Genomic DNA, 23,491 nt, shown 5'->3' on the forward strand with positions numbered 1-23,491 from the left:
CCTCAAGCCAGCTCCAGTATCGGGCGCTGAGCCGCCTCGCGCCCCTGCGCACGGAACTGGCCGATCTTCTCCAGCAGCGGCCGATCCGACACCGCGTACAGCACCGCGTCACCCGCGCCCGTGTTCTGATGGCGCCGCCACAGAAAATTGGGCACCACGAAGATGTCGTTGACTTCCCATTCAAAGCGCTGCCCCGCCACTTCGGTCACTCCGCTCCCCTCGATAACGGTGTACAGCGTGCTCGCGGTCTCCCGTTTGAAATGGGTGGTCTCGCCCACCCGCAGCAACTGCGCGCTATATGAGAGGGTGGGAAACAGTGGCGCCCCGTCGCGCGGATTGACCAGATCCAGCTTGATCCCTTCGTAAGGATCGCCGGTCTCCTCGCGCATGTCGGCCAGCGCCGCACGAATCTCACTGCCGCGATAATGGATCAGCGGAGCGATTGGCGCGCGCTCGTCGCGGCGCGCCGGCACCAGCCCGCCGCGACCGTAGCGCCGGCCGGTCGTCCCAGCCGCCACACTTACCGCTTGTGCGCGCGTCCTACCCTGACGCGCGCCAGGAAAATCGTCATCCAGCCAGATGCAATCCAGGAATTCCAGCAACGGCCAGTCCAGGATATCCATCCAGATGACCGGGGTCGCGCCGTCGTTGCCGTGATCGTGCCAGGAACCGTTGGGCGTGATGATCACGTCGCCCCGCGTGGCCTCGCAGCGTTCACCGTCCACCGTGGTGTAGCCGCCGTTGTCGGAGAGGATGGTGCGCGAGGCGTTGGGAGTATGGCGATGGACCGGCGCGACGTCGCCGGGATTGTAGATCGAAACCGCGCATCGGATCGCGTTGGCCACCTGGAGCCGGCCGCCCAGGCCGGGATTGGTGAGGAGAAACTGCTGGCGGTCGGCGAACTCGATCGGTGACACTCCGCCGCTGCGCGCCAGTTCCGCGATACGGGTCAGGTAGGGCGAGATCTCGCGCCAGCGCCAATGGTGGGGTAACGCCTTGAGCTGTCCGGCGGCAACCCGGCCGGCGGCGACCCGGCCCCCGGCTTCCAATCCGGTATCGCGCGCCCACGGTTGCTGCGCGGGCGCGTTGGCCTGCGTGCGCAGCCAGATATGCAACCCCGCCGCTTGCGCGTTGAGCTGCTCCATCGCCTCGCGCACGTTAGCAGAAAGCGCACCGACTCCGTTTGTTGGGCTACTTGCGGCGGCCATCGATCGATCCTCCAGGGGGCTTCGTAAACATGCCAGCTATCAGGCCATGCCCCACTTTAACCTCGCCCACACCGATAGAACAGCGAAGCGCACGGCACGGGTCAGGCAGCTTGCGAAATCGACGGCCGGCCCAGCGCCGCCAGCACTTGGTTGGCCGCCGTAAGGCCGGTCAGATAGGCACCGTTGACGGTCTGGCAATACTCCACCGATAGCGCCTCGCCGGCGAAAAAAACCTGGTCGGCCAGGGGCTGAGCCAACTGCTGGCGGGCGCCGGCATTGCCGGGCGTCGCGTAGCTGTAGGAGCCTTGAGTCCACGGATCGTTGAGCCAAGCCGTAGTCAGCGCGTTCTGATAGTAATTCAGGATACTGCTGCCGAACAGGTTGGACACCTGCTGTTGCGCAAACGCAATCATAGCGGCACTGCCCTCGCTTACCAGTTGGCGTGCCTGCGCCCCGCCCACAAAGCAGAACGCCACGTTGCCGCCCCATAGCGGCGCCTGGACCGCGGCCAGTTCAAGCGAATCCACCAGCGGAAACAGCAGCGAGTTGGTGGGAGTGTCGAAGACCTGGCGCGAGAAGCCCAAAAAGATCTTTTCGAAATTTCCCATTGGCAGGCCGGCGATGGCATCGAGATAAGCCGAAGGCAGGGCCGGATTGAAGCCGATTACACCGGCCGCCAAACCGCCCATGGGTGTGGTGACGACCGCGGTCCGCGCGCGCACGGTACCCCTGGGGGTGGTGAGTTGCACGCCATCGCTGTTGCCCCAGGCGATCGCGTTGACCGGGGTGGCGAGCTGGATGTTCAACCCGGCGGCGAAGGAAGCCACAAAGCTACCCATCCCGCCCGCGATCATCGTGTCGCCAGGCTGTGGGATGCTGTAATTAAAGAAATCCTGCGAGGAAAGCTTCGGAAAAGCGGTGGCAAAATCCAGCGGCCCGATAAACGCCTCGCCCAGCTGATACCAAGGCTGCCCGACCAAATTGGCGGTGGCTTGCGCAGCCGATTCGTCAGGGCTGCCGTGCGAAGCCGCTTCGCCGGCGGTTTCAATTTCGCTCTCCAGAGCATCGATCATGCTCTCCGCCGGCTGGTATTGTTGGGGCGGTGCCGGCTGGGTGCCGTTGTAAAAGAGCTCCGGACTTTGCGCCATCAGGCCGTAGCCATGGGCCGCCGCATAGGCCCGCAGGGCATTGCTGGGCGATTGATGGAACCATTGGCCGCCAAGGTCTACCGGGACCGCGAAGGTACTGGTGTTAGTGTAGGTTCGTCCACCGATGCGGTTGCGCCCCTCCAGCACCAGGACCGAAAGCCCGCTGGCGGCCAAGGTGCTGGCCGCCGCCAGCCCCGCCATTCCGGAACCGACCACCACACTGTCGTAAGTCGCGCTGGAAGAGCTGCTGGAACCACATCCGGCCAAATAGAGGTAGGGAGCGGTGGCCAGCGCTGCCTTAAGAAAGGTTCGCCGACTCAGCGCCGCTGCGAGCTTTCCTTGCGGAAAGATGCGGTCCTGAACGAAGTACCTCATCGAAAGCTCCTTTTTCCCACTCCGGCGAATTGGTGGACGTGCTTGGGACTCGGACGGACGACGCGGGGATAGATGAGCTCGAAGCTATTCATTTTGTCGGATTAAAACACCGGTAGACATTAACCGCCACCCACACCTCCCAGCCGGTTGAAGGAGATACGTAAATTTGGCTGACCGCAATAAAGCGGTGAGCAAAATGACCCCGCCCAGGCTTCCCTTGGCGTGCCCAACAAGGTCTGGCAGAAACATAATTGCAGCTGGTGAGATTGATTTGGCTTGGCACCCAAGTTCCGCTGAAGGTGGCTTCGCAATTCTGCGCGCCGCACGGGTTGAAACTTAAAACCGACTCCGCGTTTATTCGCGGCGAACTATCTCGACTTTAGTCATCATGCTCTAAACGATGCATAAGGCGTTAAGCAATTGCAAACAGCTTTGATCTGAATTTTCAAGAAATATCTAACGCCAAACAAAGGCAGACATGCTGTAATCAAGCCATAAATATCATACTTTAGACTTACTGCTCCTTCTTTCAGGCAGCGACCGAGGTGAACTCTTCGGCCTGCTAAGCGGCTTTTCCAGGATCAGACCTTGCTTTTGTAAATCGCTTCGCAAATTGAATCTATTTTGCAGATCGCTCGACGCTTTCTTGGGTAGGTAGTGCCAAAACTGTGAAACTAGTCGTCTAAGTAGCGGTATGGCGCTTGCTTGGATAAGTAAGCATCCTGATTAAAGCAAGGAGGCCTCGCCGCTGATGATGAAGCATATAGGCATGGCGGCTGGTTTAGCGCTCGCCTTGAGCTTAACTGGCGCTCCCAACTGGGCGCTGGCAGCCAGCGCCCAACCAAATCAGCTAGCGTTAGGGAAAAAGCTGCTGGCGGCGACTTTTAACGCACCTGACCTCGGTCATTCGGCAGCCTTGGCCGATCCGGCCGAGCATCCTGGCAACACCATGGAGACTTACGGTGGCGAAGTGCAGTGGCCGGGTGCAGTGGCGAAATACGTGGCTGAACAGATTGCCAAGGCAAAAGCCGAGGGCAAAGACACCAGTCTGGCAGAAGCTCACTACCGACTAGCGATCAACTGGATTCGCATGGGGCAGAACCTCAACGCGGCGCATCATTTCGATACCGCCTTGAGGGCGCTCGGGATCAGGCCTCAGGTGCCGGGCCAAAACGTGGGCGAGGTGATGGGCGTCCATCAGCCAGAAGGCTGACAAACTGTCCTCCGCATAGGGCACGGCTGCCGGCTGAGGGAGCGCCGCGCCCTGACGGTAGTAGTGTCACCCAACCACCTGAGCGAGGCGAAGAAGGAAAGCGCCATAAGATCTATCGGACGCCTCCACGCCACCGGGCATCACGGGGTCAAGCCCCTAGCGCGCAACTGGTTTGCATCCAAAAGCAACCGCGCGGCGAGGTTTATCGCACAACTCGCCAATTGGACGCCCCCATTCGCGCTTCTTCATCACCACAACCGGCTTCCTAAACCCTTTTTTTAGGCCAAAACCGCTGACCAAATCCTCGATTCAGTTGCCGCACCTTGTTAACCAGTCTCTAAATCAGGACCTTAGCGCCTGCTGATACATCTCTACCAGTTTGCTGGTTACGGTATGCCAACCGAATTGCTCGATCATCAGGCGTCGGGCATTGCGTCCCAGGCGCCGGGCCCGCTCCGTATCCACCAATAGACTATGAATCGCTTCGGCCAGCGCCGCCGGCGAATCTGCTGTCACCAGCCCGGCCTGATTGCGCTCAATCTCCTCGCTCAACGCCACGCCGCGCGTAACAATCACCGGCATCCCCACCGCCATCGCCTCGGCTACCGCAACCCCGAAACTTTCGTCTCGTGAGGGCAACACAAACATGTCCGCGCTGTCGAGCAAAGCCTGCTTGCTATGCCCGGTGACGAAACCCGTAAAAGTGATTCGATCTTCCAGATTTAGGCGGGCCACTAGTCGCCGCAAACGACTCTCGTAGGCGGGCTCACCACTGCCCGCTACCACGCAGCGTAGATCGGGATGACGCGGCACGGTCAAGGCCAGCCCCTCAAAAAGCATCTCCAGCCTTTTTTTAGGATCCAACCGCGACAGAAATAAAATGGTCTCGCCCGCCGGCGAACCGGGATGAAACGATGGACGCAAACTGACCCCAATGGGTACCACATACACCGGTCGTTTGAGTTGCCTCACCACCCGCGACCGCGCCTCTGCCTGCGAAGTGCAATGCAACGCAGCGGCCTCGCGCAACAATGGAAATTCTATCCCCCTGAGATAAATTGCCTTGGCGATGCGCTTGCGCCGCAAACCCCACTCATCCAGCGAGCCGTGGGGTGTAACCACATACCGGACACCAGCGCGCTTGCACTGGCGCGCGGCCTCAAATGTGCTGTAGCGAAATAGCCCGTGGATATGCACCAGCTCATAGCTGCTGACCCGCTCGCGCAGCCAACGCCTGAGCGCTTCGGAGTAGGCATAACCCGCCAACGGCCCGGCCCGCACGACGTGCACCCAGGTCGGGTGACCTTCAGGCCACAAGTTGTCGTAATGGCGTTCGGCCCGCCTCTCGGTGCAGATGATCTCGCCTTGAACTCCAGCGTTGCGCAGCGCTTGCACCATGTCCGCCGCCGCGAAGCTGGGACCTCCATGATGAACCGCCAAGGCCGGTATCACGTGCAGAACTCTCATCCCTTAGCCCCGCGTCCCACATACGCCCACTGCGGACCACACCCGCATTTGCGAAAAGCCCAAGGCCCGATACCAGTCCAGCACCTCCTCCGTGCTATGCCGGCTCTGATAACGCGGCCCCAGCGAGTCGTATAGGCCAAAGCGAATCGTCGCCAAACTCAATGGCTTGCGCCCAACCAACGGCGCCAGCACACCACCCATGAACAGCGGCCAGGCAAGCCAACCGCACAGCCGGCGCATCTGAGCTTCGGGAAGCCCACGTGCCATCGGCAACCACCGGCGCAAACCGAGAAAAACCGATCTGCGGCGCGCGCTGTAAACCCACACCGCCAAACTCCCACCCGGCGCCACCAGGCTGGCCAACTGCTCGAAACCACGCCGCGGCGCCCCGGTGTGATGCAGCACGCCCATGCTCCAAACCATATCGAAACTGCCCGCCCAAAAAGGTGGATGCATCAGGTCGGCCTGCACAAAATTGAGGTTGCTCGGCGCACTGACACCGAGCCGGCGAACCTCTCCGCTCAGATCCAATCCCACGACGTTGGCACCTAACTCCGCCAAGCTCTTCGCCAGCCTGCCGCTGCCACAACCCGCGTCCAGGATCCAGCGCCCGTGAATCGCCTCGGGCACGCAGTCCATGGCGCGCAGAAAATTGGCCACCTCCGCCGCCGAGTCCGCGCCGTACAAGGTCGCGCGTTCGAAATCCCCTTGATGGTAGCGGCGCCATTGATGATCGAAGCTGAACGCGATCTCCGAGGTCTTGGCAATGCGCAAGTCATACACCCCGTGATGCGCGCCGAACAGCCGCCCACAGGTGGTACATTTCAAGGGACCACCTTCGCCCGCCGACGCCAGCCGCGCGCGATGGCATGGACTCGCCAGCAGATCGACAAAGCTGGTCGGGATACGCCAAGCCACGGTACTGCTCATGCCCGGCTTTCACCCGCATGTACGGGTAACATTCCCTGCTTGCTGATCAGCAGCCCGCCCAAGGCCAGATGGCGCAAGCCCGACAACTCGAACAGTCGCAATGCGTCGGCGGGAGAGGAAACCAGTGGCTCGCCGTGCAGATTGAGCGAAGTATTGACGATCGCGCCGTCGCCGGTCAGCCGCTCGTAAGCGCGCAACAGCCGATGGTAGGCTGGGTTGTCGGTGCTAGTGACGATCTGCGGCCGCACGGTAAAGTCGCGCGGATGCAGCCCCGCGATAAACTGACGCCCCGCTGCCAACGTATCAAAAGCCAAAATCATGTAGGGCGCCGAAAGCTGGCGTGGATTGCGTACGTACTCATGCGCCCGCTCTTTCAGAATCGACAAGGCAAAGGGCATCCAGAAATCGCGCTGCTTGATCATGTCGTTGAGCAGACGCACCGATTCCGGGGCCCGCGGCGGCGCTAACAAGGCCCGGTTACCCAGTGAACGAGCGCCAAACTCCTCGCCCCCGGCAAACCGCCCCACGATTTCGCCCCGCGCCAGCAGCAACGCGATCTCCTCCTCCATATGACCACTTTCGGTAATCGCCACCGGCGCGCCAAAACGATGGGCCCGCACCGCCGCCGCCACCTCAAGCTGGTCATAACGCGGCCCCCAATACATCTCACCCAGCGCACGCGTGCGCACGCGCGCACCGGCGCTCACCGCATAACAAGCCCCCAACGCATTGGTTTCGTCTCCGCACGAGGGCATCACAAACAGATCCTCCACTTCGCTCAGCTCCATCACCGCCTTGTTCACCTTCACGTTCATGAACACCCCGCCGCCCAGGGCCACCCGCCGCACCTTGAGCGCGCGAATACAGTTGCGGACCCAGTTGCACACAAAGCGCTCAGTGAAAAGCTGCAAACCTCCCGCAATCGCATCAAAACGCTCAAACTCCAACAGCTCGCGCACGAACTCGTAACAACGCGTGGCCGGTGGCGCGCCATAGTTGAAGCGCCAGGTAAGCCCGGGTTGCTCGAATCCAAACAATTCGCCAAAACGCTTGCTCACTCGCTCGGCTGCCGCCGCCGACGCATAGGGCGCCAAACCCATCAATTTGTATTCGTGCTCCACCGCCGTCATCCCCGCCAACGCCGTCACGTTAGCCCACACCAGCCCCAGCGAGGAGGCTTCAGCCACTTGCGCTACCCGAACCAAGCGCCCCTCGCGGCCGATATTCACAGTGGCGCACAGCCGGTCCCCGGCTCCATCCAAGGTCAATACCAGTATCTCCTCCGACAGCCGCCCCCAGCCGTAGTAAGCCGCCGCCGCGTGACACTGATGATGTTCGATAAATTCCAGAGGCGCCCCCACCCCAAGCTCACGCACACGCCGCGCGCGCGCCCCCATCATCCGCTCCTGCCGAATCTGGTCCACCACCCCGCCCTTGAGCGCATGTCGCCAGCGCATCGTCAAATCACACGCCCGCTTATAGTTAAGCCGCTGGTTCTGGGGCGAAGGAGGTGTCCGATGCAGCATCCGACCCGCCATCACGACCCGCTCGATTTGGTCTGCCTGCACCCCCGCTATCGCCATCACGCTAGCCACCGCGCGGCGCGGAAAGCCGGCTTCGTTCTTGACCCGCGACAAGCGCTCCTCCTGATGGGCCGCCAGAACCGCACCCTGGTTCATTAGGCAGGCTGCCGCGTTGTGACCGTCGTGAATTCCCAGCACCATCATCGCTTGCCACCCTCCTCTGCGTCCCGGCCGCCCGCGCCCTGGGAGTGGTCGGCAACTGCGCTGACTCCGCTGGCGCCGCTGCGGCTAAGCCTTATCAATTTCTTTTCCAACTGCCGCCAGTGATATTCCCAGCTCCAGCAGCGTTCGATTAAGCGCCGCCCCTGAGTCGCCAGCCGCTGGCGTCCCACCTGGTCCTCCCACAACCGCGCTACCCCCTCGGCCAAGCCGATCGCATCCTCGGCCAAAATCAACTCACGGCCGTCAACGGCCCCGATCCCCTGGTTAGCGGTGGGCGTCGCCACCACCGCTAATCCGCTCGCCAGCGCTTCCAGCAGCTTGTTCTGCAAACCCGCCGCGATCCTCATCGGTACCAGCCCGATCGATCCGGCGCGCAAATACGGCGCCAACCGCGGTGGCGAGTCGATCACCTCTACTCCCGCCGCACGCGCTTGCCGCATTAAGCTCGCGGGCGGATTTCGACCTACGATCTGCAAACGTGCCGCCGGCTGACGCCTTAGCACCTGCGGCCAAATCGATCCCAGCAGCCACCGCGCCGCGTCCAAATTCGGCGCGGTATCGAGCACCCCGCTGAAGATAATCGGGCCGCGCTCATGGCAGCCGGCCGGCGCGGGGTGGAACTCCTGCAGGTCCACACCGTGAGGAACCAGCCAGGTGCGTTGCGGCGCCAGTCCGATCGCGTCACGGTCGTGCACCGAGATGACCGCGCAGCGCTCGAAATCCGCCGCCACCGCCCGCTCGTAGCGTTCAACCAAGCGCCGTTCCAACGCCCAACCTAAGCGGCCTATACCGTTGCGATAGCGCACCATTCGCTGCAAATTGAGGCTTTGCGCGATCTGCATTGCCAACAACTTGGGCGCTCCCCCCATGCCCCGCACATACTCGGCGCTGCGGATGAGATGCACGTAAATTAAATCCGGCCGCTCCTCAGCCAGCGCCTGGCGCACCGCCCGCGCCATCGCCGGATTCCACAACCCTGCGACTTGCAGCGGCCAGCCGCGCCCAAGCCCTGCCACCAATCCCGCCAAGGCGCGCCAACGTGAATGGCGATAGACCTGGACCCGTTCGCATAACCGGGCTACCACGCCCATATCGCGGACCGGACTCTCCCAGGTGTCCAAGGCAATTAGATGAACTCGATGGCCGCGACCGGCCAGATACTTAAGCAGGCGATAGACCGTACGCTGGTCGGCGCGCCCCTCGGGGTCAGGGCAGCGGGAGCTGACCAGCAGCAGCCTCAGCGAGAGCTTGGCGGGCGGCGCCGGATGCCTTTCGCCGGAGTGATAAATTACCCTATCGCACCCCGTCATCGGCCCACCCTTGGCTCGGCGCTCGTTTCGGGCAGGCCTCGCGCCAAGGCCAACAGACGCCAGATCTGTCGCCCCTCCACAATCCCTAACAACCCGACGTAACTTGCCAGCACTACTGCCAGCACGCCGCCCGGCGTCAACGCCCCACAGCCACTCAACCCGTGCTCCACCATTACCGCCGCTAGCGTCGCAATGGTGGGGGGGCCGAGTAGCCAGCGGTAATTCAGCCGGCTGTGCACCAATCCTTGTCCCGCGCTCCAAACCACCGCCAAGCCGGCAGTGGTGGTTAGCGCCAGCGGTCCCACGCCAGGCCATAGCCACATGCACAAGGGAGCACCCGCGCTGGCTGCCCCCAGCACGCAGCTCAGTAGCGCCAGTCGGCGCAGCTGATGCGTGCCCAGTAGGTGGGAGCGCTGGTTTTCCACCATAGGTAGCAGCACCACATAGGGCGCGAAGGCCGGCAACAGTGCGGCCACCTCCATCCATCGGTTACCCAACAGCCAACCCACCAGCAGACGGGGGAATAGCGCCATCGGCAGCGCTATCCCCAGTGCCACTCGCACCGAGATGAAACTGAACCAGGCGTAAAGCGGGTCGCCCGAGGAAACCGCGCTGGTTGGTCCCGGCCCACTGGTCCGCGTGCTGTGCGCATAGGCAGGCAGCGCGACCTGAGTCACCAACGGCCCCATGACCGTTCCCAACGCGTCGGCCAGGGCGCGGCTTTGGCTGTAGATACCAACCGCGGTAGCGTCAGCGCGCAGCCCCAGGCACAGCCGGTCAGTACTCCAAAAGCCAGTCATCGCAGCTTGCATCAGAGCCAGCGGCGCCCCGAAGTGAAACAGCTGGTTGACCTCGCGTCGCCCCGCCCGCAGCCGCAGCCGGCGGCCCGCCAGCCAGCGGTAACCGGCCAGACTGAGCGCCACCATCGCAGCCTCGCGCATCACCAACGCCCAAGCCCCAAAGTTCACGCGCGCCGCGACCAGCGCGGGCACAAAGGAGACCAACGAGGCCAGCGCATCAACCGCCGCGAACGGGCCATAGCGCAATTCGCGCTCCAACAAAGCCGCATAGCTGTAGGCGGCCAGATTGAACAGCCGGATCGCGCTCAACCCGCATACCAGCCATGCCACCGCGGCCCCAAAGCGATGGGCAACCAGAGGCGCGACCAGCAGGCACCCCGCCAGCAGGCTGGCCCCCAGTCCCACACTGAGCGCATAGGCGGTATCCTCCAAGGCTGGCTCGGGGGTGGATGCCACTATCCGCAAGTGAAAACTCCAGCCCCCCAACAGGTATACGATTTGCAGCACGGCCCCCGCCAAAGCATAAAGCCCGTACTGCGCCGGTCCGACCTGACGAATCAGGATCAATTTGGCGGGAAAGGCGATAAATCCGCTGAGATAACCTACTGCGCTCAATAACAGGGCGCTGTGCAGAACCTGACCGAGCAAGCCGGCCCGAGGGCTTTCCACCTGTCCTATCACGCCCGCTCCATGCGCACCCGCCGCTGCGCCAAAGCCAGCTCGCAGCCCCAGCACAGCCCCACCCCCAGCAACGCCGCCACCAGCAGGCCCATGGCTGCACATTCGAGCCGTCCCATTCCCACCGGTCGTGGGTCGAAGCTGGGCGGATCAATCACCTCGAAGGCGAAATCGGCTTGCACTTTGGCGGTGGCCGCGCGATGGAGATCGAAGGCTACCTGCTGATAGAGCTGCTGGCGCAGCAAGGGATCGACAGTCTGGTTTATCTGATGCTCCAGGCTGTCCACGCTAGCATCGGCGTCGCTGACCACCCGCGCCCGCAAATCCGAGCGCAAGTCGTCGATCATCGCACCCAACACTTGTTGCGCCACCGGCCCCTGGCGCAGTGTCAGGCTCAGCACGATATTGCCCGCCCGCCGGTCGTAATCGATCTCCTCGGCGGCAGTCAGCGCCCGCAGCCCCTGCCACAAGTTCAGCACGCGCTCGCCGCCCCCATACTCGCTCGCCCGGCTTAGGAGCGGATAGGCCGCCAGCAGGCGCCCTCCAGCCTGCCGACTTTGCAACATGCTGATATACCGATAGGCCTGCGCTTCCCCCTGTCCTTGCATCGTCAACCCCAACAGCCCGCTGCTCTCCCCCACCTGCGAGAGCAAATCCGCCGGCGCCATCGGTCGAATTACCGCGCGCGCCTGGTAGCGCGCCACTCGCAGCTCAGTGAAGCCCCAACCCGCTAGCAAACCCAGCCCCATCGTAACGGCCAAAAACCAGCGCCGCCGCCACAGCGTAGCAGCGTAAGGCAGCGCCGGCCCCGCTTCGGGCAAGGGCTGTAATAGATACACCGGAGTACGATTGGACGCCGCCATTGTCCTGGCACACCCGTTGGCGCCGCGCAGCTAACTCACCCAAAGCGCGCAACCGCCAGGCTCTTTGTGCCAGAACGACGAGGATGTGGATGTGAAAAAATGACGCGCCCGGCCTGGGCTACGGTTGCATTTGAGGGGGCAAGCGCGGCGGCGAAACGATGACGAGGTTCAACTCGTGCTTCGACTGTGCGCGGGCGCCGTCGCGCGACTTAACTGCTGGCTTTCAATTCACGCTGCGCCAACGCCAGATCCGCCTCGACCATCATCGCTACCAATTGTGGAAAACTGACCTGCGGCCGCCAATTCAGCACCCGCCGCGCCTTGCTCGCATCACCCTTCAACAGATCCACTTCCGCCGGTCGGGTTAAGCGCTCATCGAAATCGACATACTTATGCCAATCCAATCCCAGATGAGCAAACGCCAACTCCAGAAATTCCCGCACCGAATGGCTTTCGCCGGTGGCTACCACGTAATCCTCGGGCTTGGGCTGCTGTAGCATCGCCCACATCGCCACCACGTAATCGCCCGCAAACCCCCAATCCCGACGCGCCTCCAGATTGCCCAGCGCCAAGCGCTTTTGCAGCCCCACCGCAATTCGGGTGGCGCTGCGACTGATTTTGCGCGTCACGAAGTTTTCGCCCCGCCGCGGCGATTCATGATTGAACAGGATCCCATTAACCGCGAACAGTCCGTACGCCTCGCGGTAATTGAGCACCTGCCAATGCGCGTACACCTTGGCACAGGCGTAAGGACTGCGGGGATGGAACGGCGTGGTCTCGCGCTGGGGTACCTCCGCCGCCTGGCCAAACATTTCCGACGATCCCGCCTGATAAAGTCGCACCTCGCGCTGGTTATTGCGGCTATGGTCACGCACTGCCTCCAGCAGGCGCAAGGCACCCAATCCCACAACGTCCGCAGTGTACTCGGGTTGGTCGAAAGAGATCCGCACGTGCGACTGCGCCGCTAAATTGTAAACTTCGTCGGGCGCCGTCAGCTCCAGCACCCGACGCAACCCGGTTCCATCGCCCAGATCGCCGTAATGCAGCTTGAGTGCCGCTTCTTGGTCATAACCGCGACGCAGATGGTCGATCCGGCCGGTGGCAAAGCTTGAGGTCCGCCGCACTAGACCATGCACCGTATAGCCCTTGCTCAGCAGCAACTCGGCCAGATACGAACCGTCTTGCCCCGTGATACCGGTTATCAGCGCGCTTTTTCCCATGATCGCCTCTTCAGACTCGTTCTCGCCGCCACACGCCGCGCCACCATCGCTAAAATCCCTCCGACATCAGTGCATACAGCTCGTGAGCAACATTGCTCATCACCTGATGGCTAGCGATTGTTTGCTGAGTCTGCGCGACCTGAATATCGGTGAGCTGACCGATATCGCGCGCGCGGAAGTTTTGCTGCAGAAAAACCGGCGAACTGGGCAACAGCGCCGAAGCCACATCCGCGAAGCGCTGAGTCGAGGAAATCCCGTTCTCGCTCCAGATTACCTTGCCACTGTGTCCGTCGGTGAGTTGCGCGCTGACCGAGAGCTGACGGATCGAATTGGTGGGCTCGTCTACCGAGTTGAGCGATCCGGGTTCAGTCTGGACGTTGTTGATCGTACCAGTCAAAACCAAGTCGGCGTCAGCCGGACTATCCACCAGCGTCAAGCGATCGTGATTGGCGATTTCGTCCTTGACGTAGCGCATGAAGGGTTCGGCAATTCCGGTGGTGCGACTCATATTGGCGAATTGCGCGACATAAATGGTTTGCGCCGATGCCGGCAAGCCTGGGCCTTGCGCCTCGAACTCATAGCCGCAGCCACTCAACGCCGTCGCCAACACGATTGCAACCAGCGGCATTAGATTTAAGCTAGCCGATTTATGTCTATCCAGCGCAAACATATGACCTACCTGTAACCGGTCAGAAAACCGGTGCTGCGTACCGCCCCGAAAGGGCTTAGTTGGAAAGGATTGGAGCCAAAGGGGTTGGTACCCACCGAGCCCAGTCCGCCCAGAGTAATCTGGAAGGTGAAGGCGGTTTGGACCGGCGCGATAGTTTGCGTCAGGCCAAAGTCGGCGGCCCAGCAATTACAAGGTGACTTAAGCCGCACCCCATAATTGGTGGCGAGAAATTTGTGCGTAGCCAAGTCATAGCTGGGACCGAAAAACAGGCCAGCCCGCCTGAACAATTCATAATAGGTTTGGAAGGTTAGATAATTCACCCGTGCCGCGTTGGGGGGCGCGAACACAAGCGCGCTCGGATTAAGATAGCTGTAACTCAAAGTGAAAAACGACCCTACCACCGATCGCCCCATGTAGACCGGAGAGACATTGGGCTCCCAAGGCGGCTGGAAATTGAACGACAGGTTGCCCGCATCCAGGGTATGCGGCCCTGCTACGTCGTAATCCAGGCTACCTGAAAACCAACCCAACCGGGTGGGCAAAAACGAAGCATACATTTCCAGGTCCGACATATGCGACCCACTGGCCGCCACCGGATGGGAAGTGTCGTAGGACTGCAGTACAGTCAAATCCAGCAGATCTTCCAATCCGCCCACCCCAAGCAGCCGGCCCGGACTGAACGCGGTCAACAACGGCCCCTGCGAGCTGGCGGTCTCCGTCGTGCTCAGGGGCGGCGGTTGCGAGTTGGTTGAGGGAAATTTGGCCAAAAACCGGGTAGAAAAGCCATAGGTTACCAGACTGCGCCCTTCCACCCGATCGATTTCATCGAAGATCGGCAGATTGCCCTGGTCAATATTGGGCACGTATGCGTAATAGACGAACGGCTCGATAGTTTGGCGCAGTTTCTCAAGCGAGTTCCAATTTGGACTGAAGACCCGGCCCACGATAGTCGAGAGCTGAAAGTTGAAATATGGAATCGGGTCGCGGACCAGCAGTCCTCCCTGCGCCAACGGCCCCAAATACAGGCCGTTGTTGAACAGCCGCCCTCCGGTATCCACCGGCGTAATCCCGACCTGATGGCCCGAAACATCGTAAAAGGTGTTGTACATCCCTGCCGAGGCCGAGCCATAGAAGTACCGATCCCAGCGAAAGGGTACGCTCACGCTGGGCTGCAGATTCAGCCGGGCCCCACCCTGCCCCTGATCCCGCCAGAAGTCCGCCAACTCCGCGTCATAATCGGTATAAGCAAAGCTCAAATCGCCCGGCAACGCAGCCCGGCCGCTAACCAACCCGTCAAAGGGCTCCTGCAGGTCAAGCCGTGGATCTTGAATCAAATCCTGGTACCAGATGCTGCGCACCTGCGCATAACCGTTGGTAAAATCGTCAATCACTCCCACATCCGAGGTGGTATAGCGCAGCAGGTTTATCCCCGAGCTGTAATTGTAATCATTAGAAAGTGTCCACACGTCCAGATCCCGCAGCAGCAACGGATCGGTGACATTGAGCGAGTCGGCGTAAACCGTCAGATTGTCGCCGACATGCTGGCGTAACATGCCGATTGCGTCCAAACGATTGATTGGAATGTTCTTGTCATACAACTGAGAATCGAAAATCGAGGAGGCGCGATTGGCATTGGAGCGCAAAAACTCGTTAAAGTAGCCGCCGTCGATCCAGAAATAATCGTCCGGCCCGTTATCCAGCCGGTACTCGCCGTACAACCCTACTCGCTGCGACGTCTCCACGTCCGCCGCCACGGTGGCATCCGAACTGCGGCTGATGTCCAAAAAATAGGGCTGAATCACCTGAAAGCCCCGAAAGTTGGAAATCGTCGGCTGCGGGCTGAGCAGGCCGCTGGCCCGATCGATGCCCACTGGAAACCAAACCTTGGGCAGCGCCGTCGGCAGGATCGGATAGCCCAGCACGTCGAACTGCGTGCCGCGCGCGGTCGCCGTCCCAGGCACCTCGACATCCATTTCCTGCGCCGAGATACTCCAGGCCGGGGGCCCTTCACCACATTGGCAGGCAGTGAACGTCCCACTACGGATCAGGTAGCGCTGACCCTCCTTCTTTTCGACATGTTTGCCCTGCAACTTGAAGGTTTGATTGCGTGAGCGGATCAACGCGTCGTCCAACTCTCCGGTCTCGTTGGTCAGGTCCAGTGTCGCGCAACTGGCATATACATCCGCTTGCGGATCGCTTAGATGGACCTGTCCGGTGGCACGTGCGCGCTGGCGTCTGGGCTCAAAATCGATCTCGTGCGCGGTCAGCAGCCGCGGTCCCTGTTGCAGGCTGGAATTGCCCACGACCACGAAGCGGTTAAGCCGCGAGTCATAAGTCATGCTCTCGCCCGCCACATGGACCGGTGCGCTCAATTGCACCCGGGTAGGTAGCACCCCTTTGGCCTGAGCGGCGGCGTTGACCGCCATCAGCAGCCCCAGCGCGCCGGCGCCCAGGGCCGATAAGGTGCGGCGCTGGCCAAGCCGAAACCATGCTCGTCCGGATAGCGTGGGCCTACTCCCTGCGCCCCTTTAACATGGCGCTTCGGGAAAAAGCCCCCGGCGTCCACTGGCCGCCAGGAAATACGGGTACACGTCGCCGATTAGATAGACCGAACCGGTCACTAGAATAAAATCCTGCGGCGTCGCCTCCGCCATCAGCCGGGCCATCGCCGTCGCGGGCTCTTCGATGACCCGCGTCGGCACCGGCGCGAAATGCTCGGTCAGACGGTGCGGATCAAGCGGCCGCTTGGGTTTGACCCGAGTCAACGTAACATCGCTAACCCATGGCGCCAGTTGCCGTGCCATCTGCGCCCACTGCTTGTCCGCCAGGCAGCCGAAGAGCAAACGTGGCCGTGGCTGCTGGCCGATTTCCTCATGCACCGTGCGCAGCAAGGCCGCGATACTCAGTTCGTTGTGTGCGCAATCCAACACCACCAGCGGCCGACGTGAGACCGTGTCGAAACGCCCAGGCCAGTCCACCTCGGCCAAACCCCGGCGTATCGCCGCCTCCTCCAGCGCCCATCCCATCCCGCGCAAGATTTCCAGCGCGGCTAGCGCAATCGCTGCGTTTTCCTGCTGAAACTGCCCCGCCAGCCCCAGCTCCACCTGCGCCAGTTCCAGGCCCAACCCGTGATAATCCAATCGATGGGCCCGAGGATACGAACGATAATCGAAGTCGCGCTCGACCAGCATCGCCGCCGATCTGCGTTGTGCCGCGATCGCGGTAAGCGTCTGGCGCGCCTCGGGGTCACGCGTACCTATCACCACCGGCACCCCGGGCTTGATGATCCCACCCTTCTCTCCCGCAATCGACGCGATGGTATAGCCCAGGTATTCCATGTGATCGAAGCCGATAGGCGTGATGACGCTGAGCACGGGACTGACCACATTGGTGGAATCCAGGCGACCGCCCAGACCAGTCTCAATCACCGCCACGTCGACCTTGGCCTGGGCAAAATACAGGAACATGAGCGCCACAGTGAATTCGAAAAACGTCAGCGCCATCCCGGCTCGCTCGTACAACGCGCGCAACGTCTCGATATAATCGAGCAGCACGGCGGCCGGGATCTGAGCGCCATTTATTCGGGTACGCTCGGCCAGGTTTACCAAATGCGGCTTGGTGTACAGCCCACAGCGGTAGCCCGCGGCCCGCAGACAGCTATCCACCATCGCTGCCACCGAGCCCTTGCCCTTGGTCCCTGCGATATGGACCACCTGCAGACGTCGATGGGGATCGCCGAGCAGCCGCAGCGCCGCCTCCATCCGTTCCAGCTTGTAGATTTCGCCCCGGCTTTCCAGCCCGTAGAGCCATTCTAGAGTCTGTTGTAGCCGATCCATCAGGGCTGCGATTGTAATCCCACCGTCACGCCTGCGAAAGCACTGTGGCCCATCTTAGAGCGATCACCCTGCCCCGGGCAGGGCACCTGCCTGGTTTATCGCCCCTGCACTGCCCAGCCCAAAGCCGCCGAGGGTAGCGGTACGCCACCCACGGGTGTAAAAACACAAGCTGCCGGCACCTTGGTAACGGTGCACCATCTAACAGGAGGAGGACCTCGTCCGATGGCACGCGTCCCCTATCTGAGCAAGCAAGACTTGCCCGCCGAACACCAGGATCTGCTGGAGAGCAAACTCAATCTGCGCAAGGCCCTGGTCAACAGTCCGCTCGCGGCCCGCGCCTCCAGCCAAGTCGCGATGTTCATCCGCCATCATAGCCGCCTGGATCCACGCCTGCGCGAGATGGCCTTGCTTCAGGTCGGCTACTCAACCCGCTGTGCCTACGAATATGCCCACCATATCGAATTGGGCCGCCAATTCGGGGTGTCGGATGACGACATCCGAGCGATCGCCAAGGAAACTGCCGGCCAGTCCACTCACCTGTCGCCCCTGGACCGAGCAGTGCTGCGCGCGGCACGCGAGATGACCGCCGAGCTGGCCATTAGCGATCGCACTTTCGAGATTCTACGCCAGCATCTGGACCCCGAGCGGCTGGTCGATCTGGTCACCGCCATTGGCCACTACAATGGCACGGCGCGCACCCTACTTTCACTGCAGATCGATCTCGAAGAAGAGTATCGGCACTATCTGGACGAATTCCCGCTGCCCTGAAAATGGCTGGCCGGCGCAGGCAACGCGCCCCACGATGCTAGGAAAGGAAGGATCGGCGCGCTCCGGCCGTAACTTTAGCTATTCGCTTTGCGCCGCGTCGCTCGCTTGGGCTGGCCCGAAGGCGACCCCGCGGCGCGACTGCCTAATAAATTCGACCAGCTCGTCCACCTCCGCGCCCCGTGGCCCCTGGGCGACCAACTCCGCGAGCGCTAACCTGAGGTTGCGGCGACGCCCAAAGAGAATCTTGAAGGCTTGGCGCAGGGCCCCGATTGTCGCGGGCGCAAATCCTGCCCTGCGCAGCCCTACGACATTGATCGCGCGCACGGTGTGCGTGTCAGATAAAACGCAAAACGGCGGCACGTCCCGGCTGGTGCGCGCCAAGCCGCGCATGAAAGCTAGCCGCCCAATTCTTACGTATTGATGGACCGCGCAGTTGCCCGAGATAATGGCTCGGTCCGCTACCTCTACCCACCCAGCCAAAATTGCGCCGCCGGCGATGATGGTAAAGTTTCCGATCCGGCAGTCGTGCGCCACGTGAGCATTCTGCATCAAGAAGTTATCGTCGCCGATCACCGTGCGCTCGCCATGCTCACTGCCCCGATGAATTGTCACCCCCTCGCGGAAAATGTTGCGCGCCCCGATTCGGACCTCGCGCCGGCCACCGCGGTACTCAACATCTTGCGGCTCGTCTCCGATTACCACGTTGGAATGCAGCACGTTGGCGGGCCCTAGTTCAGTATCGCCCAAAATTGTCACATGGCTAATCAGGCGATTGGCGGGGCCCAGCTTGATCCGGCCCATCAGGTAGCAGAAGGGTCCGATCTCAACCCCTTCGTCCAACTCGACCTCGGGCCCGATCACGGCGCTGGGATGGATCATGCCCCACCCCTTCGGCCACATAGCCTCGCAGGCATCGGTCCGCGGGCTAGTTGAGAAGCTTTTTTTTCCGATCGTCGGGATGAGCCCGGTCGTCCACTTGCCCGCCGGGGACCCGGTATTCTTCTCCGGCCCACAAGCCCAGATCGACCATTTGGCAGCGTTCCGAACAGAACGGCCGATAGCGGTTGGCGGGCGAAATCTCGACCGGCCGTTTGCAAATCGGACATCGCATGACGCTGACTTTCAGTTTGCCAAAGATAGGCCCCCAGGGCAAAGTCCCAAGCTCGAGCCCACCTCCACTCACAGCAGGTCATTGCATGTGCGCAAAAAGCCGCATGACAAACACCAATATTTGCAATGACCCATTGGCTTCATCGGCGCGCTACAAACCTCGCACCGCACCGGTGCGCCCACCTCATCCTCAACCACCCTCTCTTGACCGCCCTTGGCGCTATCCCCATCCATGCCCGCGAGCATCAAGACTCATCCCGCGTTTGTCAACCCCGATGGTGGTCTTTGCTGGCGCCGCGCCGACCGTTTGGGCAAAACGGTTTCTTGCGCGCGAGCGTCAGGCGGTTCGCTGTCGCCCATTGCGCGCCAGCCCAGCACCGCAATCAGCCCCAGCAATACGAACGTGGCGTATAGGGTCCAACGGCTGCCGACCGGGGGCGAGACTGCGGCTCGCCGGATACTATCCAGGTCGTAAGCCGGATCATCCGTACCCGCCGCCTTCGTCTTGTCCATCCGCACCGCGCGAAAAAACGCCCGGCCGGTATTGGTGCTGGAAAACCCACCCAAGCGCAAGGCCAGTTGGATATCAGCACCGCGCCGCCCCACCTTGAGGTAAAATCCAAGCCGCTGCCAGGGCTGGGTTCCGTAAAGCTGGCGCGACATGATGCTATCTTCCAACACGCTTATCGAAGCGCCTGCGCCGCTGGGACCCACGTTCTCGGTGCGCGCCTGCGCGGTGAAGTGGTACCAGCCGGGAGCCAGAGTCAGCTCCTGAGTCCAGCGCGCGTCGTTGGGCTGATGGTTATCGACCTCAAGCTGGCCCGGGCGTCCGGGGATGTGAAGCCATTTATAAGTCGTGTAGCCACTGCTTTCCTGCCAGCCCTGGGTCTGCCAATGGTCGGGGAAATTGCCCGCTCCCATCGACAGATCACCGTTGGCCAACACCTGTGCGCGAGCAGGAGGCGCCAGCATCAGCGCCACCGCCAGTATTGGCAACCAAACCGCGAGCCACCGCATCGGCTTGTGCGCTGTCATATCCAATTTCGCAGTCCAGGTCCTTGCAGCCACATGCGGGCATAATAGCCGGCACGCGACACCGGAATACCCAACCATAGCGGCAAGAAGTAAACAAAACAGAGCGCGATCACCCCCACGAAGACAAGACAGACAAATCGCCCTTCCCACTGGCCCCGCCCCAACAAGGCGGCATAGCCCGCCAGCAGCGCCAGCGCCGCGATCGCGCCCGCCGCTCCCCCGATCCCCAACAGCAAGGGCGGCATCAGGGTCAGCAGCAGGGCAACCTTCTCCAACACCAAAAGTTTGCCCTCCCAACACTCGGTCAAGGTCGCGCCCAAGGCCAAATAGCCCAGATATACGGCTGGCATGTAATGGTACAAAAACAGCGTGCGTCCGATCGGCACCCACATCAGCAAGTAAGAAAGAAAGCCTATCGCCAAAAAGGCTCGGGGCAGGCTGCGCCGCTCGATCGCCTGCATGCCAACAATCAGGATGGCGGTCAGCGCGCCCCACCAGGAAGCCGGATTACCGCCGCCCCAAATCGTGGCGACGTCACCAACCGGCGGAAAATTCTGCCAATAGGCGATGGGCCGCAGCATCAATGGCCAACTCCACCAGGGCGCCGAATAGGGATGGGTGGCGGATGCCACGCTGTTCTCGTACCAGATCACGTCTTTGTAATATTTGAAAAGATCCGCGATGCCGCCCCACCAGCCCAGCAGGTAATGCGGTAAGAACGTCCCAATATAAAAAATCGCCGCCACCGCAGTGACCATCGCCACCGCACCGCTCACCCGCTTCTCGCGCGCGATTTGGGCCGCAGTCCTCACCGCTGCCGGCGCGGGACGACGCCCCGGAGCTGCCCCACCGGCAGGCGACCGTCCCTCGCTCAGCAGTACATAAGTCATAAACCCGACCACCAGCAAATAGGTGATCGCAGGCACGTACAGCTTGGACCCCAGACACAAGCCCAACGTCACCGCCATCGCCAGCAGGGTCCATCGGCGCGCGCGCAGATCCGTGGTCTGGATAAAACGAAACAGCAGCAGGTAGGACCATGCCGCGAAGGTCAGATAGACGATATCGACTACGGCGATGCGGGAATCGACGATAAACATTCCGTCGCACAGGACAAACGCCGCCGCCAAAGTGCCAGTCATGCGGGAGTTGAACATCCGCCGGCCCAACAGGTAGGTGATCGCCACCAGGGCCGTCCCCACGCTGGCGTTGCCCAGCCGCCAAGCCCAGGGGTGATCGCCAAACAGCCAGATACCCAACGCGATCAGCAGCTTGGCTAGCGGCGGATGGGGATCCAGGAATTGTTCGCCATGCAGATAATGGCGCGCCTGTCCAACAAAGTGAACTTCATCAAAAACGATCTCGTTGGGTCGCCCCAGATGCCAGAAGTGCAGCACCGCCGCCGCCACCACCAACACCAGCACGATATAGCCATCAAGCCGCTGCCACCGCGGACATCGCCCCTCATCGACCGCCGCCGACTTGCCTCCCGTCACCGAGTGTTCAGCGGCACGTAGGCGCGCCCCCGTTGCGGCCTGGACCTGCTGCCACAAAGCTGGCACCCTGGGCGGCCCTGCCCCTGCTCGCGCCGCCATCCAGCTCCAGTACGCCGCGGCACCTAGCGCCGCCGTGTTGATCACCGCGGTGAACATCGCCAGCGGATCGTGGCTTGGAAAAAAATAGTTGTGCTCCAGGGCACTCTTCACATCCGCCAGATTGAACAGGAAGGTGGCGCTAAGCACCGCCAGCACCGCCAGCATCCAGCCCGATTCCACCGCTAGCGGCACCGCGAACACCAACGCCGGGTATAGGTAGCGCTCATGCATTCGCGGCGCGAACATGAAGAAGCCGAACACGGCCAGGAAGCATACCGCCAGCATGTTTTCCGCCGAGCGTCGGCGCCATAGTAGCAACGCCAGCCCCAGATACATCAGCGCCAACAGCCCCATCCCGATTGTAAAGTACGACAGCCCCGCCACTCGGTTGGCATCCGCCTGGCGCAAACCGCCAAGCAAGCCCATGAAGTTAAACGCATTGACCGAGGTCTCGTGATAATAGGCCGCGGTCGATCCGTACAACGACACCAGCCAGCTCCACGGCCGCCCGCTCTGAAATGGCCCGGCTCCAATCACACCCACCGCGGCAAACCCCAACACCGAAGTCCCCCAAGTCGCCGGGCGCGCCCGTATCAGCGTCCATAACGCCAAAATCGGCAGCAACGCCAAGGCCTGCGGCTTGGTCAGCACCGCCAACGCCGCCATGCCCCAGCTCAGCTCGAATTCACCATCGATCGCCAGCACCGTCGCCAGCAGCATCATCAAAGTGAACACCGAATCGCTCTGTCCCCAGACGACGGTGTCAAACAGCAGGGCCGGGTTAAGCGCGAACAAGATCAGCCCCAGCCATGCCATCGCTGGCTGGCGGCGGCGGACGATAACGAATACCAGCCAGCCCAGGACCAAGTCGCCAATCAGGGCGGGAGTTTCGATTATCCAACGCGCCAAGTCGCCCGAAATCCCCAGCTCGCGAACCAACGCTCCCGCCGCCCACAAGCCGTACAGGTAACCCGGTGGATAGTCCAAAAAGTAACCCGGTTGATACATTCGCGCCGGGCCGCCGTCGGCCATCCGTAGCGCCCACGCCTGATAGCTGCCCACGTCGATGCCCAAGCCTGGAAAGATGGGCAAAGTGGCGAATTTGAGCACCCCCAGCCCTGCCAACAGCAGCAGAGCCCATCCTAGACTGGAGTCGCCGGCGCGCATCAGCGGCCTGCTGTAAATCCACAGGCAATATAGCACCAACCCTACCAGCACCAGCCCAGCCAGTATCCCAGGCGCGCTTGCGGAGCCGCTCGTCGAAGCCGTCGCAGCCCACCCATTCGCCACTGGAAGCGCCAGCGCGACCAAGACCGCTGCGAGCAGGTGCCTATAACCTGAAGCGCAATTGGCAAGGAGCAACCTGATCTGGTTCATTTCGCTAAAGCGTCGCGTCGATCGATGTGCTTCTGGCAGGTTAGCTGGCTTGCGCCACCGGTGCCAGAAAGCCGCGCGGCCGTCGCTTCGCTCCGGCCCAGGCGCGGCCTAGCTCTACTAGATGGTTGCGGTTCTCAGGCATG

Annotated in this window: 18 protein-coding genes; 2 read left to right on the forward strand and 16 right to left on the reverse strand. The window is 61.8% G+C overall.

Annotated features, from left to right (window positions below; all coding sequences use genetic code 11):
- Window positions 1-2: 2 nt before the first annotated feature.
- Together VKV28_16145 and VKV28_16150 are read right to left on the reverse strand one after the other, a co-directional pair.
- A complete protein-coding gene (locus VKV28_16145; GenBank protein ID HLH78335.1) occupies window positions 3-1,208 on the reverse strand; it encodes a cupin domain-containing protein in 1,206 nt (401 codons plus the stop codon).
- 101 nt (window positions 1,209-1,309) lie between these two features.
- Entirely contained in the window at window positions 1,310-2,731 is a 1,422-nt protein-coding gene (locus VKV28_16150; GenBank protein HLH78336.1) for an NAD(P)/FAD-dependent oxidoreductase, read from the reverse strand.
- 751 nt (window positions 2,732-3,482) lie between these two features.
- Here VKV28_16150 and VKV28_16155 point away from each other — a divergent pair.
- Window positions 3,483-3,944, forward strand: a complete 462-nt coding sequence (locus VKV28_16155; GenBank protein HLH78337.1) for a hypothetical protein — start codon at window positions 3,483-3,485, stop codon at window positions 3,942-3,944.
- Between the two features lie 342 nt (window positions 3,945-4,286).
- On the opposite strand, the gene VKV28_16160 is transcribed toward VKV28_16155, so the two are convergent.
- The 10 genes from VKV28_16160 to VKV28_16205 form a co-directional block, all read right to left on the reverse strand.
- The gene (locus VKV28_16160; protein ID HLH78338.1) at window positions 4,287-5,411 is read right to left on the reverse strand and encodes a glycosyltransferase; all 1,125 of its coding nucleotides are present in this window, start codon (window positions 5,409-5,411) and stop codon (window positions 4,287-4,289) included.
- A gap of 3 nt (window positions 5,412-5,414) precedes the next feature.
- On the reverse strand, window positions 5,415-6,341 hold the full coding sequence (locus VKV28_16165) for a class I SAM-dependent methyltransferase (GenBank protein ID HLH78339.1): 927 nt from the start codon (window positions 6,339-6,341) through the stop codon (window positions 5,415-5,417).
- Window positions 6,338-8,068: a carbamoyltransferase C-terminal domain-containing protein gene (locus tag VKV28_16170; protein ID HLH78340.1), complete on the reverse strand. Its 1,731-nt coding sequence runs from the start codon at window positions 8,066-8,068 to the stop codon at window positions 6,338-6,340. The genes VKV28_16165 and VKV28_16170 overlap by 4 nt, the downstream gene beginning before the upstream one ends.
- Complete coding sequence (locus VKV28_16175) at window positions 8,065-9,396, reverse strand: glycosyltransferase (GenBank protein ID HLH78341.1); 1,332 nt, start codon at window positions 9,394-9,396, stop codon at window positions 8,065-8,067. Before VKV28_16175 ends, VKV28_16170 begins: the two co-directional genes overlap by 4 nt.
- The gene (locus VKV28_16180; GenBank protein HLH78342.1) at window positions 9,393-10,877 is read right to left on the reverse strand and encodes an oligosaccharide flippase family protein; all 1,485 of its coding nucleotides are present in this window, start codon (window positions 10,875-10,877) and stop codon (window positions 9,393-9,395) included. Before VKV28_16180 ends, VKV28_16175 begins: the two co-directional genes overlap by 4 nt.
- Window positions 10,874-11,737 carry a hypothetical protein gene (locus VKV28_16185; GenBank protein HLH78343.1) on the reverse strand — a complete coding sequence of 288 codons (864 nt, stop codon included), beginning with the start codon at window positions 11,735-11,737 and terminating at the stop codon, window positions 10,874-10,876. Before VKV28_16185 ends, VKV28_16180 begins: the two co-directional genes overlap by 4 nt.
- A gap of 209 nt (window positions 11,738-11,946) precedes the next feature.
- Complete coding sequence (gene gmd, locus VKV28_16190) at window positions 11,947-12,957, reverse strand: GDP-mannose 4,6-dehydratase (protein ID HLH78344.1); 1,011 nt, start codon at window positions 12,955-12,957, stop codon at window positions 11,947-11,949.
- A gap of 49 nt (window positions 12,958-13,006) precedes the next feature.
- Window positions 13,007-13,585, reverse strand: coding sequence for an LPS assembly lipoprotein LptE (gene lptE, locus VKV28_16195; GenBank protein ID HLH78345.1), 579 nt, complete (start codon window positions 13,583-13,585; stop codon window positions 13,007-13,009).
- Between the two features lie 47 nt (window positions 13,586-13,632).
- Window positions 13,633-16,053 carry an LPS assembly protein LptD gene (gene lptD, locus VKV28_16200; protein ID HLH78346.1) on the reverse strand — a complete coding sequence of 807 codons (2,421 nt, stop codon included), beginning with the start codon at window positions 16,051-16,053 and terminating at the stop codon, window positions 13,633-13,635.
- Window positions 16,054-16,155: 102 nt separating this feature from the next.
- Window positions 16,156-17,463 (reverse strand): folylpolyglutamate synthase/dihydrofolate synthase family protein, encoded by a 1,308-nt coding sequence (locus VKV28_16205; GenBank protein HLH78347.1) that lies wholly within the window; start codon window positions 17,461-17,463, stop codon window positions 16,156-16,158.
- Window positions 17,464-17,685: 222 nt separating this feature from the next.
- Here VKV28_16205 and VKV28_16210 point away from each other — a divergent pair, with 222 nt between their 5' ends.
- The gene (locus VKV28_16210) at window positions 17,686-18,231 is read left to right on the forward strand and encodes a carboxymuconolactone decarboxylase family protein (protein HLH78348.1); all 546 of its coding nucleotides are present in this window, start codon (window positions 17,686-17,688) and stop codon (window positions 18,229-18,231) included.
- A 78-nt stretch (window positions 18,232-18,309) separates the two neighbouring features.
- Here the strand turns inward: VKV28_16210 and lpxA are convergent, their stop codons facing one another.
- The 4 genes from lpxA to VKV28_16230 form a co-directional block, all read right to left on the reverse strand.
- Window positions 18,310-19,110 carry an acyl-ACP--UDP-N-acetylglucosamine O-acyltransferase gene (lpxA, locus tag VKV28_16215; protein ID HLH78349.1) on the reverse strand — a complete coding sequence of 267 codons (801 nt, stop codon included), beginning with the start codon at window positions 19,108-19,110 and terminating at the stop codon, window positions 18,310-18,312.
- Window positions 19,111-19,156: 46 nt separating this feature from the next.
- Complete coding sequence (locus VKV28_16220) at window positions 19,157-19,342, reverse strand: DNA gyrase inhibitor YacG (GenBank protein HLH78350.1); 186 nt, start codon at window positions 19,340-19,342, stop codon at window positions 19,157-19,159.
- 251 nt (window positions 19,343-19,593) lie between these two features.
- A complete protein-coding gene (locus VKV28_16225; GenBank protein ID HLH78351.1) occupies window positions 19,594-20,376 on the reverse strand; it encodes a hypothetical protein in 783 nt (260 codons plus the stop codon).
- Window positions 20,373-23,189 (reverse strand): phospholipid carrier-dependent glycosyltransferase, encoded by a 2,817-nt coding sequence (locus tag VKV28_16230; protein HLH78352.1) that lies wholly within the window; start codon window positions 23,187-23,189, stop codon window positions 20,373-20,375. The genes VKV28_16225 and VKV28_16230 overlap by 4 nt, the downstream gene beginning before the upstream one ends.
- Window positions 23,190-23,491 lie beyond the last annotated feature (302 nt).

The sequence above is a fragment of the Candidatus Binataceae bacterium genome, assembly GCA_035294265.1.
Classification (GTDB): domain Bacteria; phylum Desulfobacterota; class Binatia; order Binatales; family Binataceae; genus DATGLK01.